Annotated in this window: 14 protein-coding genes; 6 read left to right on the top strand and 8 right to left on the bottom strand. The window is 61.3% G+C overall.

What is annotated here, in order from left to right:
• Positions 1-23: 23 nt before the first annotated feature.
• The gene (locus AC1UK9_RS24465; protein ID WP_482578660.1) at positions 24-977 is read right to left on the bottom strand and encodes an alpha/beta fold hydrolase; all 954 of its coding nucleotides are present in this window, start codon (positions 975-977) and stop codon (positions 24-26) included.
• Positions 978-1871 carry a KPN_02809 family neutral zinc metallopeptidase gene (ypfJ, locus tag AC1UK9_RS24460; protein ID WP_482578659.1) on the bottom strand — a complete coding sequence of 298 codons (894 nt, stop codon included), beginning with the start codon at positions 1869-1871 and terminating at the stop codon, positions 978-980.
• 297 nt (positions 1872-2168) lie between these two features.
• Here ypfJ and AC1UK9_RS24455 point away from each other — a divergent pair, with 297 nt between their 5' ends.
• Positions 2169-3047, top strand: coding sequence for a DMT family transporter (locus AC1UK9_RS24455; protein WP_025108739.1), 879 nt, complete (start codon positions 2169-2171; stop codon positions 3045-3047).
• Positions 3048-3161: 114 nt separating this feature from the next.
• Here the strand turns inward: AC1UK9_RS24455 and AC1UK9_RS24450 are convergent, their stop codons facing one another.
• The gene (locus AC1UK9_RS24450; protein WP_371262549.1) at positions 3162-4475 is read right to left on the bottom strand and encodes an MFS transporter; all 1314 of its coding nucleotides are present in this window, start codon (positions 4473-4475) and stop codon (positions 3162-3164) included.
• Between the two features lie 287 nt (positions 4476-4762).
• Here AC1UK9_RS24450 and quiC point away from each other — a divergent pair, with 287 nt between their 5' ends.
• Together quiC and AC1UK9_RS24440 are read left to right on the top strand one after the other, a co-directional pair.
• Positions 4763-6664 carry a 3-dehydroshikimate dehydratase QuiC gene (gene quiC / locus AC1UK9_RS24445; protein WP_482578658.1) on the top strand — a complete coding sequence of 634 codons (1902 nt, stop codon included), beginning with the start codon at positions 4763-4765 and terminating at the stop codon, positions 6662-6664.
• A 102-nt stretch (positions 6665-6766) separates the two neighbouring features.
• Positions 6767-7444, top strand: coding sequence for a TetR/AcrR family transcriptional regulator (locus tag AC1UK9_RS24440; RefSeq protein WP_025108742.1), 678 nt, complete (start codon positions 6767-6769; stop codon positions 7442-7444).
• Positions 7445-7560: 116 nt separating this feature from the next.
• Here the strand turns inward: AC1UK9_RS24440 and AC1UK9_RS24435 are convergent, their stop codons facing one another.
• The gene (locus AC1UK9_RS24435; RefSeq protein ID WP_025108743.1) at positions 7561-8415 is read right to left on the bottom strand and encodes a shikimate dehydrogenase; all 855 of its coding nucleotides are present in this window, start codon (positions 8413-8415) and stop codon (positions 7561-7563) included.
• Positions 8412-8861, bottom strand: a complete 450-nt coding sequence (gene aroQ / locus AC1UK9_RS24430) for a type II 3-dehydroquinate dehydratase (RefSeq protein ID WP_482578657.1) — start codon at positions 8859-8861, stop codon at positions 8412-8414. Before aroQ ends, AC1UK9_RS24435 begins: the two co-directional genes overlap by 4 nt.
• A 232-nt stretch (positions 8862-9093) precedes the next feature.
• On the opposite strand from aroQ, the gene AC1UK9_RS24425 reads away from it, so the two are divergent.
• Positions 9094-9486 (top strand): DUF2442 domain-containing protein, encoded by a 393-nt coding sequence (locus tag AC1UK9_RS24425; protein ID WP_482580525.1) that lies wholly within the window; start codon positions 9094-9096, stop codon positions 9484-9486.
• 55 nt (positions 9487-9541) lie between these two features.
• Here AC1UK9_RS24425 and trmA read toward each other — a convergent pair whose 3' ends face one another.
• Together trmA and AC1UK9_RS24415 are read right to left on the bottom strand one after the other, a co-directional pair.
• Positions 9542-10621, bottom strand: coding sequence for a tRNA (uridine(54)-C5)-methyltransferase TrmA (gene trmA, locus AC1UK9_RS24420; RefSeq protein ID WP_482578656.1), 1080 nt, complete (start codon positions 10619-10621; stop codon positions 9542-9544).
• Complete coding sequence (locus AC1UK9_RS24415; RefSeq protein WP_025108748.1) at positions 10618-11913, bottom strand: NCS2 family permease; 1296 nt, start codon at positions 11911-11913, stop codon at positions 10618-10620. The genes trmA and AC1UK9_RS24415 overlap by 4 nt, the downstream gene beginning before the upstream one ends.
• A gap of 222 nt (positions 11914-12135) precedes the next feature.
• Here AC1UK9_RS24415 and AC1UK9_RS24410 point away from each other — a divergent pair, with 222 nt between their 5' ends.
• Both AC1UK9_RS24410 and AC1UK9_RS24405 read left to right on the top strand, forming a co-directional pair.
• Positions 12136-12585 (top strand): DUF4879 domain-containing protein, encoded by a 450-nt coding sequence (locus AC1UK9_RS24410; RefSeq protein ID WP_473013646.1) that lies wholly within the window; start codon positions 12136-12138, stop codon positions 12583-12585.
• 67 nt (positions 12586-12652) lie between these two features.
• The gene (locus AC1UK9_RS24405; protein ID WP_482578655.1) at positions 12653-13204 is read left to right on the top strand and encodes a DJ-1 family glyoxalase III; all 552 of its coding nucleotides are present in this window, start codon (positions 12653-12655) and stop codon (positions 13202-13204) included.
• 97 nt (positions 13205-13301) lie between these two features.
• Here AC1UK9_RS24405 and AC1UK9_RS24400 read toward each other — a convergent pair whose 3' ends face one another.
• Positions 13302-14540: an MFS transporter gene (locus tag AC1UK9_RS24400; protein ID WP_025108751.1), complete on the bottom strand. Its 1239-nt coding sequence runs from the start codon at positions 14538-14540 to the stop codon at positions 13302-13304.
• Positions 14541-14986 lie beyond the last annotated feature (446 nt).

Genomic DNA, 14986 nt, shown 5'->3' with positions numbered 1-14986 from the left:
GGCCAGAGCGGCCGCCGCAGGGATTACTGATCGAACAGGGCTTTCTGCCCCTGCGGCGATGTCAGCATCCCATCGCCGTTATGCCCCACCCCCGGCACTTCAACCAGCCGCTGATTGACCCCTTCCGGATGGCGGCGCAGCAGGTAGCCGAAAAACAGTTTGCCGCGCTCCAGGCGATAAGCGCCCTGGGCTTCGGCGGCGCAACGCTTGTCCAGCGCCGGATGCTGCGGGTCGATGTCCTGTTGGCCGAGCAGATAAATCACCTCGCGCTTGATGTAACTGCTTTCAAGCTGCAACGGCGTTTGCCCACCGGCGTACACTGGCATGTCGCTCAGACCGTACTTCCAGCGATTGAAACCCGGGCACTGCGCGTGATCGAACGCCACGGGCCGCTGTTCGTTGAAATAAGCATACGAAGACGGATTGGCCACGACATACCGCAGACGAATGCCGTTGGCCTTCAGTGCCGGCTGATCCTTGGCGAGCAGGGCATAGCGCTGCACCACTTGTCCGCCACCGGAATGGCCGAAAATCACGATCTGCTGCACATCCGGGAACTGCTTGCGATCGCTGACCCGCGCGACGATTTCGTCCAGTGCAGCGTAGGAACTCAGCGAGTTGGGTCCTGTGGATAACCCGCCACCCATCCACTCGTTGCCTTTCCAGCGCAACAATGTGTTGGGCAGGGAGTACAGGGCGACGTCACTTTCGTTGAGAAACTGCGGGGCGATCACCAGCGTGTGCGCGGTTTGCCCGGCCAGTTCGGCGGCGCTCTCGGCGCTTTTGCGGTAGGTCTCGGCGTTGCGCAGACGACCGTGAATGACGATCAGCACCCGTTCGATCTTCTCCGGCGCCGGGCCGAGGCCGACAGCCATTTCCCCGGCCTTCAGTTGCAGGCGCCCGGGACTGATCGCGTCGACACCGGCGGCCTGGGCACTGCCGCCGATGATCAGTAAAGCCAAAAGCCATTTACGCATTTAGAGGTTTTTCGCGGCGAAGGTATCGCACTGGCCGACCTGGCCCTGGGCGAATCCGGTTTTGAACCAGCGCACTCGTTGCTCCGACGTGCCATGGGTAAACGAGTCCGGCACCACACGGCCCTGACCCTGTTGTTGCAGTCGATCATCACCGATGGCGTTGGCCGCGTTCAAGGCCTCTTCGACGTCACCGGGTTCCAGCCAGTTCAGGCGCTTCTGCGCATGGTAGGCCCAGACGCCGGCGAGGCAGTCGGCCTGCAATTCCTGACGCACGAGCAAACCGCCATCGCCTTGCATCTGCCGGCCCTGCTGGCGGGCGGCCTGGATTTTTGCCGAGACGCCGAGCAGCGTCTGCACATGGTGGCCGACTTCATGCGCGATCACGTAGGCCTGGGCGAAGTCGCCGGCGGCCTTGAAGCGCTGGGCCATTTCCTGGAAGAACGCCATGTCCAGATAGACTTTCTGATCCGCCGGGCAATAGAACGGGCCAGTGGCCGAGGTGGCGAGACCGCAGGCGGAATTCACCCGGTTGCTGAACAGCACCAGGGTCGGATCCTTATATTGGCGCCCGGCCTGCTGGAAAATCGCGCCCCAGGTGTCTTCGGTGTCGCCAAGAATCGAGCGGACGAATTCGGCCTGCTGGTCATTGGCCGGTGGCGCTTGACGGGTTTGCGTTGTAGCGGGTGCCGATTGCTCGGTCATTTGCCCGGTGAGCTGGCCGAGGATCTGCAAAGGATCCTGCCCGGTGATCCAGCCGATGCCGACGATCAGCAGGATCGCCCCGAGGCTCAGGCCCTTGCCGCCACCGAAACGCATGCCACCGCCACCGCTGTCGCCCTCATCACCCCGGGCGTCGACGACGTTGTCACTGCGTCGGCCTTTTTTCCATAGCATGTGGGAATCCTCTATCTGTACCGGGTGAAAGTTGCGTGGTGATGAGTGTTGCTGGTGCGCAGGAGCGGCGCCAGTCCGGTCGTCAGACAGCCGGGCGGCGCGACGGTTCTGTCGCCGCCAGATTAGCGTTTTAGCCGCGTGCCCGGGAAGGTATCGTGTGCAGTGCGGTGGTTTCTACTCTGTGTGGAAACGCGGTGCGGGTGAAGTCGTGCGTTGTTCGCCCAGTATTTGGTTTGTCGTGTGTGAGAGTCTGACGCCTGGCTCTAGATTGTTGCGCAGTATTTACAAGGAGAGCTCATGACCGTCAGCACACCGTTATCCGGCGTCAACCAACCCTTCAAAGGGATCTTGCTGATTGTCCTGGCGACCTTTCTGTTTTCCAGCCATGACGCGCTGTCGAAATACCTCTCGGGTTTCTATCCGATCGTGATGGTGGTGTGGGCTCGGTATCTGGTGCACACCTTGCTGATGGCGGGGATCTTTCTGCCGCAGTCTGGGTTGCGGGTGCTGCGCACCAAGCGACCGTTGTGGCAGTTGGCGCGGGCCTTGTGCCTGTTGGGCACCAGTCTGTTTTTCACCACCGCGCTGCTGTACATCCCGCTGGCCGAAGCCACGGCAGTCAACTTTCTCGCGCCGGTGCTGGTGACCGCGTTGTCGGTGCCGTTGCTCAAGGAGCGGGTGACGCGCGGGCAGTGGATCGCGGTGATCTGCGGATTCATCGGCGTGCTGATCATCGTCCACCCGGGAGGCGAATTGTTCACCCCGGCAGTGCTGTTGCCCTTCTGCTCGGCGCTGTTCTTCTGTTTCTATCAACTGCTCACGCGCAAGCTCAGCGAATTCGACAGCCCGACCACCAGCAACTTTTTCGCCGGCCTGTGCAACACGTTGGTGATGAGCGCGCTGGTGCCGTTCTTCTGGCAGGTGCCGAGCCTGGGGCATGGGGTGTTGATGCTGGCGCTGGGCACCTGCGGGATGACTGCGCACCTGTTTCTGACCCAGGCGTTCCGCCACGCCGCGCCGGCCTTGCTGGCGCCGTTTGGCTACTGCCAGATCGTGTTTGCGGGGTTGTTGGGCTGGGTGGTGTTCAAGCACACGCCGAGTCTATTGACGGTGATCGGGATCGCGGTGATCTGCTGCAGTGGATTGGCGGCAGCGTGGCAGCAAAGCCGTCGCTGAAGAAACGCAAATCCCTGTGGGAGCGGGCTTGCTCGCGAAGTCGGTGTTTCAGTCGGCATCTTCAGTGACTGAGAGGACGCTTTCGCGAGCAAGCCCGCTCCCACAGGGGCGGGGTTACTCGGTGATCGTCGGAATCTTGCGCGGCGCCAGGAAGTACATCCACGCCAGTGCGATGAAGTACATCGCCGGAATCAGCGTGAACAGCACCGTGTAGTTGTTGTGGGTGACGGTCAGGATGTGGCCGACGATCTGGGTCATGAACATCCCGCCGATCGCTGCGCACATGCCGCCGAAACCGAACACCGTGCTCATCATGTGCTTGGGCGTGTAGTCCATCACCAGGCTCCAGATGTTCGCGGTCCAGGCCTGATGCGCGCCGATCGCCAGGGAAATTGCCGCCACCGCGACCCACAGATTGCTTGAGCCGGCCGCCATCACCACGCCGATGATGCAGCAGGCAAACAGGAACATCGACAGCAGCCGTGCCTTGATCGGGTTCATCCCGCGGCCAATCATGAAGGACGACAGGATGCCGCCGCCGACACTGCCGAAGTCGGCCGTGACGTAGATGATGATCAGCGGAATGCCCATCTGGGTCACGTTGATGCCCAGGTTGTATTGCTGATTGAGAAACGGCGGCAGCCAGTACAGGTAGAACCAGAACACCGGCGCGGTCATCGAGTAGGCGAGGGCGAAGGCCCAGGTGCCACGCATGCGCAGGATGCGCGAGAACGGTACGCGGGCCTGCTCCGGTTCGACTTCCTGCTGGATGTAGTCGAGTTCGGATTTTTTCACGCTCGGATGGTCTTCCGGGTTGAAGTACTTCAGCCCCCAGAGCAGCAGCCAGATCCCGCCCAGTGCCGACATGCACAGGAACGCCGCCTGCCAGCCCCACACATGGAGGATCAGCGGCAGCAGCATCGGTGTGAACATCGCGCCAACGTTGGTGCCGGCGTTGAAGATGCCGGTGGCAACCGCACGTTCACCGGCCGGGAACCACAGCCGCGTGGTTTTCACGCAGGCCGGGTAGTTGGCCGCCTCGGTCAGGCCGAGGATGAACCGGCAGACCATGAAGCCGACGGCCGAGGTCGCCAGGCCGTGAGCGCCGGTGGCCAGGCTCCAGAGCAGCACCGCGCAGAAGAACACGCGCTTGACCCCGACCCGGTCGATCAGTCGCCCCTGCAGGACGAAGCCGATCGCGTAGCCCACCTGAAACCAGAAGTTGATGTTGGCGTAATCCATCGCCGTCCAGCTCATTTCCTTGGCGAGGATCGGCTGCATGACGCCCAGGGCGGCGCGGTCGATGTAGTTCAGGGTGGTGGCAAAAAACACCAGCGCCAGCATGCCCCAACGGGTCTTGCCGACGGCCATGGCGCCGCGGATCTTGTCGCCGATGCCACCCGTGGCAGTGCTCATGGCCGGAGCCATGTGGGAAGTCTGTGAAGGAATCATTGTTCCACCCGTTTTTGAATTTGTTATGTGGTGTTGTTTGCAAGGCACTGCGACCGAGCGTTCACGTCCGGACTCAATGTGCAGTCGATGTTGGGCAGTGGACGAAAAATCGTCAATTCGTCGAAACGCCTTAGTGTTCGATAATCGCACGCAAAACTAACCGGGTAGTACACTTTAAATTGCTGTGCGCAGTCATGCAGCCAATAATTTGCAGACGATAAAAACATCCCTGAATCAGAGCAGTGCAGACCGGGAGTTCAAGCATGCAGCGTTCCATTGCCACCGTTTCCCTGAGCGGCACCCTGCCGGAAAAGCTCGAAGCCATTGCCGCCGCCGGATTCGACGGCGTCGAGATCTTTGAAAACGATCTGCTGTATTACGACGGCAGCCCTCGGGAAATCAGGCAGATGTGTGCTGACCTGGGCATCGCGATCACTCTGTTCCAGCCGTTTCGTGACTTCGAAGGCTGCCGGCGCGAGCGTCTGGCGCGTAATCTGGAGCGGGCCGAGCGCAAGTTCGACTTGATGCAGGAACTGGGCACCGATCTGATTCTGGTGTGCAGCAACGCCTCTGCGGACTGCGTTGGCGACCGGCAGATCCTCGTCGATGACCTGCGCCTGCTGGCCGAGCATGCGGGCGCCCGCGGGCTGCGCATCGGCTATGAAGCGCTGGCCTGGGGCCGGCACGTCAATACCTATCAACAGGTCTGGGACATCGTGCGCCAGGCCGATCACCCGGCCCTCGGCGTGCTGCTCGACAGCTTTCACACCTTGTCGTTGAAAGGCGATCCGAGCGCGATTGCCGACATCCCCGGCGACAAGATCTTCTTCGTGCAAATGGCCGACGCGCCGATCCTCGCCATGGATGTGCTGGAGTGGAGCCGGCATTTTCGTTGCTTCCCCGGGCAGGGCGAATTCGATCTGCCGGGGTTCCTCGCGCCGATCATTCAGAGTGGTTACACCGGGCCGTTGTCGCTGGAGATCTTCAACGATGGTTTCCGCGCCGCGCCGCCACGGGCCAACGCCGCCGATGGTCTGCGTTCGCTGCTGTATCTGGAGGAGAAAACCCGCCAGCGCCTGGAGCAGCAGACAGCACCGGTGAGCAACCGCGAAATCCTCTTCCAAACACCGAAGGCCAGTGAGTACAACGGGATCGAGTTTCTCGAGTTCGCCGTCGATGAAAGCCTGGGCGCCAAATTGACGAACTGGCTGGAACGCCTGGGTTTCGTCAAGGCCGGGCAGCACCGCTCCAAGAACGTGAGCCTGCTGCGTCAGGGCGATATCAACCTGATCCTCAACGCCGAACCGTATTCGTTCGGCCACAGTTTTTTCGAGGCCCATGGCCCGTCACTGTGCGCCACCGCCGTGCGGGTCAAGGACAGCGCCAGCGCGCTGGCCCGCGCGGTCGCTTACAAGGGCCAGCCCTATCGCGGACTGGTCGGCCCCAACGAACTGGAACTGGCCGCCGTACGCGCGCCGGACGGCAGTCTGATTTATCTGGTGGATGAGGCCGCGGACGTCTATGGCACGGACTTCAATCTGTTGCCGAGCGCTCAGGCTCGTGGCGGCCTCAAACGCATCGACCACATGGCCATGGCGTTGCCGGCCGACAGCCTCGACAGTTGGGTACTGTTCTACAAGAGCCTGCTGGATTTCGAGGCCGACGATGAAGTGGTGCTGCCCGATCCTTACGGTCTGGTGAAGAGCCGTGCGTTGCGTAGCCGCGACAGTTCGATCCGTCTGCCGCTGAACATCTCGGAGAATCGCAATACCGCGATCTCTCATGCCCTGTCGAGTTATCGCGGCTCGGGTGTGCATCACATCGCCTTCGATTGTGAAGACATCTTCGCCGAAGTCAGTCGCGCCAAAGAAGCTGGTGTGCCGTTGTTGGATATCCCGCTCAACTATTATGACGACCTCGCTGCACGCTTCGATTTCGATGACGAGTTCCTCAGCGAACTGGCCTATTACAACGTGCTCTACGACCGTGATGCACAGGGCGGCGAGCTGTTCCATGTGTACACCGAGCCGTTCGAGGGACGTTTCTTCTTCGAGATCATCCAGCGCAAGAACGGTTACGCCGGTTACGGTGCGGCGAACGTCGCTGTGCGTCTGGCGGCAATGGCCAAATCACGCAGCGGTGCGGTGCGCCAGGCGAAGTTGTAGGAAATTCGTAAACGCGGGATTAAACACGGGCCACGTGGCTTCCTTCACTGTGCGACGCGGCCCATAATCGCCCACCTGTGCAGTGATGGCCGTGAGCCCGCAATGACAATGACATCAGAACTCCCCGCCGCTCCCGTCGTATCAGGCATCGAGCCGCGCAAGAGTCGCAAGAACAACCCGGAAAAGACCCGCGAGAACATCCTCCAGGAGGCGATCGTCGAGTTCGTCCAGCAGGGGTTGTCCGGCGCCCGCGTCGACGCGATCGCCGAGCGCATCCACACCTCCAAACGCATGATCTATTACTACTTCGGCAGTAAGGAGCAGTTGTACGTCGAGGTGCTGGAGAAACTCTACGGCGACATCCGCAGCACCGAAAACCGCCTGCACCTGGCGGAGTTGCCGCCGGTGGTGGCGATCCGGCGACTGGTGGAATTCACCTTCGATCACCACGACCGCAACGTCGATTTCGTGCGCATCGTCTGCATCGAAAATATCCACAACGCCGAGTTCGTGAAGCGTTCCGACGCGATCAAGGCGATGAACAACACCATCCTCGATTCGCTGGGCGAGATTTTGCGCCGTGGCGCCGAGGAGGGCGTCTTCCGTGCTGGCCTCGACGCGCTGGACGTGCACTTGCTGATCAGCTCGTTCTGCTTCTATCGCGTCTCGAACCGCCATACGTTCGGTGAGATCTTTCAGATCGACCTGCCGGACGAGACCATCAAGCAGCGCCATCGCGAGATGATCTGCGAGTCGGTGCTGCGCTACTTGCAGCCGTAACACTATCCAATGCGGGAGCGGGCTTGCTCGCGAAGGCGGCGTGTCCGCCGAAACATCTGGCGCCTGACACACCGCTTTCGCGAGCAAGCCCGCTCCCACAGGTTTTATATTGTTCTTCAGCCATTCATGCTTTGAAAATGCGCGAGCATCCGCTGCGTATCAGGCACCACGCCGCTGAACAGTTCAAACGCCTTCACCGCTTGAAACACCGCCATGTTGCCGCCGTCCAGCGTGCGGCAACCGAGGGCGCGGGCGTTGCGCAGCAGTTCGGTTTCCAGCGGAAAGTAAACAATCTCCGCGACCCACAATTCTTTGCGCAACAGTTCGATAGGCACCGGCATGCCCGGTAGTTTGGCCATGCCCATCGGCGTGGTGTTCACCAGGCCATCAGCCTTGTTCAGTGTGCCCGGCAGGTCTTGCCCGGCGACAGCGCGACCGAAGCCGAAATGCTGGTTGAGGTTGTTCGCCAGACTTTCGGCGCGCTCGCGGTCGACGTCGAAAATGCTCAGTTGCCGCACGCCCTCACTCAGCAGCGCGTGGGCAACTGCCGCACCTGCACCGCCGGCGCCCATCTGGACCACACGCTCTCGGGCAGCATCCTTCAAGCCGCGACGAAAGCCTTCGGCAAAGCCCAGGCAATCGGTGTTGTGGCCGATGCGTTTGCCGTCCTTGAGCACCACGGTATTGACCGCGCCGATGCCCCGGGCTTCCGGCGACAGTTCATCGAGCAGCGCAATGACTGCCTGCTTGCACGGAAAGGTGATGTTCAGGCCCGTGTAGTTCATCCGCTCCGCCGCCAGCAGCAAGTCGGGCAGGGCGTTGCTGTCCAGTTGCAACTGATCGAGGTCGATCAGGCGATACAGGTAGCGCAGGCCTTGGGCGTCACCTTCATGCTCATGCAGTGACGGCGTGCGCGAAGCCTGAATGCCGGCGCCGATCAGTCCGGCCAATATCACGTGCTTGCGGATCATGCTGCGCGCCCCTTCAGCCGTTGACTGAAATGTTCCAGGGCCAGGCGATATCCATGGCTGCCGAAGCCACACATCACCGCTGTGGCGATGGCCGAAACGAACGAGTGATGCCGGAACGGCTCGCGTGCATGGACGTTGGACAGGTGCACTTCGATCACCGGCAACTCACAGGCAACTAGCGCATCGCGGATCGCCACCGAGGTGTGCGTCCAGGCCGCCGGGTTGATCACGATGCCGGCACAGCGCCCGCGTGCCGCATGAATCCAGTCGAGCAATTCGCCTTCGTGATTGGTCTGGCGAAACTCCACCGCCAGGCCGAACTCCTCGGCCGCACGACCGCACAGGGCAGAGATATCGGCCAGGGTTTCGTGACCGTAGGTCGCCGGTTCACGGGTGCCGAGCAGGTTCAGGTTCGGGCCGTTGAGCACCAGAACGATAGGGGGCATGGGGGGCAAACTCCACTTATTGTTGTTGGCTTGGGCCGAGGGTTTCAGCCTGCGGAGATAAAATGTACCAGATGGTTACCGTGGTCAAATGAAGTGCTTGAGCCTGGGAGTTTTGTGTTCGGTGATCGCACGCAAGCCATTTTTGTGGGCAGGGTTGTTCTAATTGTAACGACAGCTTTGCTTACGTTTTCCTTCGAATGTTTACCGACTCCTGACCCTCGCCAACGCTAGCCTGAGAGTGGTGAGAAGCAGCGCTTGTTGTGCAGCTCCGGTCGTCGGATTTGCTGTTTCGGTGAGCTTTGAAAAACCATCGCTGGTCATCCGTTTTGAAGACGGTAGCGGTGTGTTACTGCCGGTGAATCAGTATCCGGAGTTCGACGGGTTTGAGGCAGGCGACTATGAGGGACTGACAATCGGTTTCGCAGGCACCGCGCTTTGCCACGAGGGCAAAGACCTCGATGTTTCCATTGCTGGGATGATTTCGGCGAACCCGTCACTCATGAGGATGGCGGCTTCTGTGGTTGCTTCGCGCAACGGTCGTCAAAGCAGTGCGGCAAAATCCGAAGCTGCACGAGCGAATGGCAAAAAGGGCGGGCGCCCCCGTAAAACCGATATCGCACCGTGACACCCACAAAAAAGCCGTCAATCACGACGGCTTTTTTGCATCCGGGAACCGGCAATCAACGCCGGGTCAGCAACACGCCTGACTCCATGTGATGCGTCCACGGGAACTGGTCGAACAGCGCGCAGCGGGTGATGCGGTGCGTGTCGTGCAGTTGGGCGATGTTGGCCGCCAGGGTTTCCGGGTTGCAGGAGATGTACAGGATGTTGTCGAAGCGCCGGGTCAGCTCGCAGGTGTCCGGGTCCATGCCGGCGCGCGGCGGGTCGACGAAGACGCTGCCGAACTCGTAGCTTTTCAGGTCGATGCCTTGCAGGCGACGGAACGGGCGCACTTCGTTCAGGGCTTCGGTCAGCTCTTCGGCGGAAAGGCGTACCAGCGTGACGTTATCCACAGCGTTTTCACTGAGGTTGCTCAGTGCTGCGTTGACCGAGGTCTTGCTGATCTCGGTGGCCAGCACTTTACGCACGCGAGTGGCGAGCGGCAGGGTGAAGTTGCCGTTGCCGCAGTACAACTCCAGCAGATCGTCAGTGCGATCGCCCAATGCTTCGTACGCCCAGTTCAACATCTTCTGGTTCACGGTGCCGTTAGGCTGGGTGAACGCACCTTCAGGCTGACGGTAGCTGAAAGTACGACCGCCAACTTCGAGCTCCTCGACCACGTAATCGAGGCCGAGCACTTCGCGTTTGCCCTTTGAGCGACCAATGACGCTGACATTGAGATCAGCGGCCAACTGGGTAGCGGCGGCATGCCAGTGCTCGTCCAGCGGACGGTGGTAGCACAGGGTGATCATCGCATCGCCGGCCAAAGTGGTCAGGAACTCCACCTGGAACAGCTTGTGGCTGAGCGCCGAACTGGCTTGCCACGCGGCCTTGAGTTGCGGCATCAATTGGTTGATGCGCAGGCTGGCAATCGGGAACTCTTCGATCAGGATCGGCGTGCGTTTGTCGTCCTGGGAGAACATCGCGTAGTGCCGTTCGCCGGCCTCGCGCCACAGGCGGAATTCGGCGCGCAGACGGAAGTTCTGCAGCGGCGAATCGAACACGCTTGGCTCGGGGGCATCGAACGGCGCCAACAGGTCACGCAAACGCGTGACCTTGGCTTCAAGTTGCTCGGCGTAAGCCTGGGAATCGAAAGTCATGCGTTGAACCAACCCAACTTGATCACGAACAGAATCGACAGAATCACCAGCGCCGGGTTCAGCTCACGGGCGCGGCCCGACAGCAGCTTGATCACGGTCCAGGAAATGAAGCCGAACGCGATGCCGTTGGCGATCGAGTAGGTGAACGGCATGGCCAGCGCGGTGACCACGACCGGCGCAGCGACGGTGATGTCTTCCCAGTCTATTTCCGCCAGGCCCGACGTCATCAGCACGGCGACGAACAGCAGGGCCGGTGCGGTGGCGAAGGCCGGAACGCTGGCCGCCAGTGGCGAGAAGAACAGCGCCAGCAGGAACAGCAACGCCACGACCACGGCCGTCAGACCGGTACGCCCGCCCGCGCTCACGCCGGCAGCGGATTCGATGTAGCTGGTGGTGGTCGAGGTGCCCAGCAGCGAACCGGCCATGGCCGCGGTGCTGTCAGCGATCAGTGCGCGACCCATTTTCGGCATGTGGCCGTCCTTGCCCATCAGGCCGGCGCGCTTGGCAACGCCGATCAGGGTGCCGGAGTTGTCGAAGAGGTCGACGAACAGAAAGGCGAAGATCACGCTGACCAGACCGATGTCCAGTGCGCCCTTGATGTCCAGTTGCATGAAGGTCGGGGCCAGCGAAGGTGGCATCGAGGTCACGCCGCCGAACGGAGTGAAGCCCATCGCGATGGACACGATGGTTACCGCGAGAATGCCGATCAGCACCGCACCGCGCACTTTCAGGGCTTCGAGGGCAACAATCAGGGCGAAACCGAGGGTGGCGAGGATCGGAGCCGGGGCTTTCAGGTCACCGAGGCCGACCATGGTGGCCGGGTTGCTGACCACGATACCGGCGTTGTGCAGGGCGATCAGTGCCAGGAACAGGCCGATACCGGCGGCGATCGCCGAGCGCAGCGGCAGCGGGATGCTGTTGATGATCCATTCGCGGATGCGGAAGATCGACAGCAGGAAGAAGCACACCGCCGAGATGAACACCGCGCCCAGCGCCACTTGCCAGGTATGGCCCATGTGCAGGACCACGGTATAGGTAAAGAAGGCGTTCAGGCCCATGCCCGGTGCGAGGGCGATCGGGTAGTTGGCGATCAGGCCCATGATGGTCGAGCCGATGGCGGCTGCCAGACAGGTGGCGACGAACACCGCGCCCTTGTCCATGCCGGTCTCGCCGAGAATGCTCGGGTTGACGAACAGAATGTAGGCCATGGCCAGGAAAGTCGTGATACCCGCAAGAATCTCGGTACGCACGTTGGTGTTGTGTGCCTTGAGTTGAAACAGCCTTTCCAGCATGTCTGCTCCCCGTGGCGCGCGTGGCGCCGTGAATGTATCGACCTCAACAGCAAAGCACAGACCGTCGCAAGCGCCTGGAAAATTGTGGTGGGCCGGAAAAAGCCGCGCATCATACCAGTAGCGTGAGGAATATGGCGGTTGTTGGTGCCGAACGTCGTCGAAGTTTTGCCACAGGGGTAACTGCGCCATACTGCGCGCTGATTTTTTCGGGATGGACAACGCATGAGCAAGCGCGCGATGAAGGCTTTGGGTTTGATGGCGGTGCTGATGGCCGGGGCTCCTGCGGCGCAGGCCGCCTCGGCGGCGCCGTTGACGCAAGTGAAAGTCATCAAGGTCCAGTCGCCGGCCTGTGGCCTTGAAGACATTGGCGATGGACAGTCGCAGACTCAATGCAATCACGCCGGACCAAGCATCAAGGTGTACGTACTGGAAGTCGGCTATGGCCAGAACCAGCCGCACGCCACGCTGGACGGTTTCGAAGTGAATGGCACCCGGGCCCCGGTGTGTGCCTTCGATAACGGCAATCTGACCGAGTGCACGCCAGGCCGTAGCACCGTCGGTTCGCTGTATACCTTCGATCTGGCGGGCAAGCAGGAAGGCACTTTCACCTTCAGCAACACCTCGCTCAACGCCCCGCGCAACACGCTGTCGACCCAGCTTTACATCAAGTAACGGCTGTCACCGAACAGGGCAGGGCAAAGCTGACTACGCTTGAAAGATCACCCAGCGGATGGCGGCCATGACCTTTAGAGCCCTGATTACCCTCGCCGAGGGCATCGATGATCTGCAATGCGTGACCCTGATCGATGTGCTGCGCCGCGCCGGCGTCGAGGTGGTAGCGGCCAGCATCGAAGGCCGGCGCATGTTGACCTGCGCGCGCGGCACGCGCCTGACAGCAGACGGCATGCTGATCGATGTGCTGGCGCAGGCCTTCGACCTGATCGTCCTGCCCGGTGGCGCCATCGGCGCCCAACATCTGGCGGCGCATCAACCGCTGCAACAATTGCTCAAGGACCAGGCCAGCGCCGGACGCCTGTTCGCCGCCATCGCCGAGTCCCCGGCCATCGCCCTGCAAGCCTCAGGTGTATTACGCCAACGGCGCATGACCTGCCTGCCGGGTGCCAGCCATCAACTGTCAGGTTGTACGTTTGTTGATCAACCAGTGGTGGTCGACGGCAATTGCATCACCGCCCAGGGTTCGGGCGACGCATTGGCGTTTGCCCTGACGTTGGTTGAGCAGCTTGGCGGCAAGGCGTTGCGGGCCAAGGTGGCGGGGGAGATGTTGGTTTGAAGGGATCAGGCGTGGGCGACAATAGGCGGGTTGTGCATGGGCATGAGCCCGCCTCCTGTCGGTGGTCGTCCAGATAATTTGATTTCGCTGATGTGACTCAGACCTTCGCTTCTTCCACCGGCACATGCATCCGGTCGCGTTTGGCCAAGGTGGGGAACAGTTTGATCCACGTCCCGGTGACCACCAGTGTGCCGATCCCGCCCATCACCACCGCTGGCACGGTGCCGAACCAATGTGCGGTGAGGCCGGATTCGAATTCTCCCAACTGGTTCGAGGCGCCGATGAACAGGCCGTTCACCGCGCTGACCCGGCCACGCATTTCGTCCGGGGTTTCCAGTTGGACGAAGGAGGCGCGGATCACCATGCTGATCATGTCCGCCGCACCCAGCACCACCAGCACCGCCAGCGAGAACCAGAACGAGGTCGAGAGGCCGAAGGCGATGGTTGCAACGCCGAACACGCCGACGGCGGTGAACATCACTCGGCCGACATTGCGCTCTACCGCAAATCGCGCCAGAAACAGCGACATCCCCAGCGCGCCGACCGCCGGTGCCGAACGCAGCAGGCCCAGACCCCATGGGCCGGTGAGCAGGATGTCCTTGGCGAACACCGGCAGCAGCGCGGTGGCACCACCGAGCAGCACGGCGAACAGATCCAGCGAGATCGCCCCGAGGATATCCGGGCGACTGCGGATGAAGCGAATCCCCGCCAACAGCGAGTCCAGTGTGGCTTTACCTTTGTTCAGCGGGGTTTGCCGGGCGGGCAGGTTGAGCATCAATGTGCAAGCGATGACGTAGAGCAACACGGTCGGGCCATAGACCCAGACACTGCCGAACGCATAGAGCAAACCGCCCATCGCCGGGGCGACGATGGTGGCCGACTGTTGCGCCGACTGCGCGGCGGCGACAGCCCGCGGGAACAACGCCGTTGGCACGATGCTCGGCAACAGTGCCTGAGTGGTGGGCAACTCAAAGGAGCGCGCGCCGCCGAGCAGGAAGGCGAGGATGAAGATCATTTCCCGGGTGATGTGATCGGTGGCGCTGCCAATTGCCAGTGCCAGGGCGATCAACGCCTGCAACGACTGGCAGATGGCCGCGACCCGGCGCCGATCATAGCGGTCGGCGACATGCCCGGTGTGCAGCATGAACAGTACCCGTGGCGCGAACTCGACCAGACCGACCAGACCCAGGTCGAGTACGTTGCCGGTCAACTGATACAGATTCCAGCCGATCGCCACAGTGAGCATCTGAAAACCGCTGGCAGTAAAGATTCGTGCAAACCAGAACGCGAGAAACGGACGGTGGTGACGTAACAGCAGGGGCTCTTGGCTGGGCATCTGAAGGCAGGTCTGGCTCGAGGGGAATGGCGAGGTTATCACCAGTCTGTAACAGGAAGTTGCTATGACAAAAAATTTAGTTAGCCAAACATCTATCGTGCCCGGCACGCCTCATTTCGCTGTGGCGGGGGGATTTATCCCCGATCGGCTGCGCAGCAGTCGTAAAAAATCGACGAAGCGACCAGAAGACGCAGCCTGGAGGGATGCATCCAAGGACTGCTCCACAGCCCATCGGGGATAAATCCCCTCACCACAAGGGATCGCGCTGTCTCAGGGAATGTATTTCAGATCATTTCCCCAATCCTGAGGCAACTTGTCACGCGGCAAACGACCACGCGGTTCTTCGTCGGAAATGGGACTACTCTTTCAACGTTGCTTGATCCAGATCAAGACCCTCCCGGGCCATGGTCTGGTGGCCCGTTGGCCAGACTCCCTGCGTTGCGATG

The sequence above is a fragment of the Pseudomonas sp. AK-TSAG1-1 genome (assembly GCF_056821665.1).
Note: the sequence above shows the minus strand (reverse complement) of the source record. Positions and strands in the feature narration are given on the sequence as shown.

Coding starts and splice junctions, on each gene's coding strand:
- AC1UK9_RS24465 (WP_482578660.1), bottom strand. CDS start 977: ATGCGTAAATGGCTTTTGGCTTTACTGATCATCGGCGGCAGTGCCCAG.
- ypfJ (WP_482578659.1), bottom strand. CDS start 1,871: ATGCTATGGAAAAAAGGCCGACGCAGTGACAACGTCGTCGACGCCCGG.
- AC1UK9_RS24455 (WP_025108739.1), top strand. CDS start 2,169: ATGACCGTCAGCACACCGTTATCCGGCGTCAACCAACCCTTCAAAGGG.
- AC1UK9_RS24450 (WP_371262549.1), bottom strand. CDS start 4,475: ATGGCTCCGGCCATGAGCACTGCCACGGGTGGCATCGGCGACAAGATC.
- quiC (WP_482578658.1), top strand. CDS start 4,763: ATGCAGCGTTCCATTGCCACCGTTTCCCTGAGCGGCACCCTGCCGGAA.
- AC1UK9_RS24440 (WP_025108742.1), top strand. CDS start 6,767: ATGACAATGACATCAGAACTCCCCGCCGCTCCCGTCGTATCAGGCATC.
- AC1UK9_RS24435 (WP_025108743.1), bottom strand. CDS start 8,415: ATGATCCGCAAGCACGTGATATTGGCCGGACTGATCGGCGCCGGCATT.
- aroQ (WP_482578657.1), bottom strand. CDS start 8,861: ATGCCCCCTATCGTTCTGGTGCTCAACGGCCCGAACCTGAACCTGCTC.
- trmA (WP_482578656.1), bottom strand. CDS start 10,621: ATGACTTTCGATTCCCAGGCTTACGCCGAGCAACTTGAAGCCAAGGTC.
- AC1UK9_RS24415 (WP_025108748.1), bottom strand. CDS start 11,913: ATGCTGGAAAGGCTGTTTCAACTCAAGGCACACAACACCAACGTGCGT.
- AC1UK9_RS24410 (WP_473013646.1), top strand. CDS start 12,136: ATGAGCAAGCGCGCGATGAAGGCTTTGGGTTTGATGGCGGTGCTGATG.
- AC1UK9_RS24405 (WP_482578655.1), top strand. CDS start 12,653: ATGACCTTTAGAGCCCTGATTACCCTCGCCGAGGGCATCGATGATCTG.
- AC1UK9_RS24400 (WP_025108751.1), bottom strand. CDS start 14,540: ATGCCCAGCCAAGAGCCCCTGCTGTTACGTCACCACCGTCCGTTTCTC.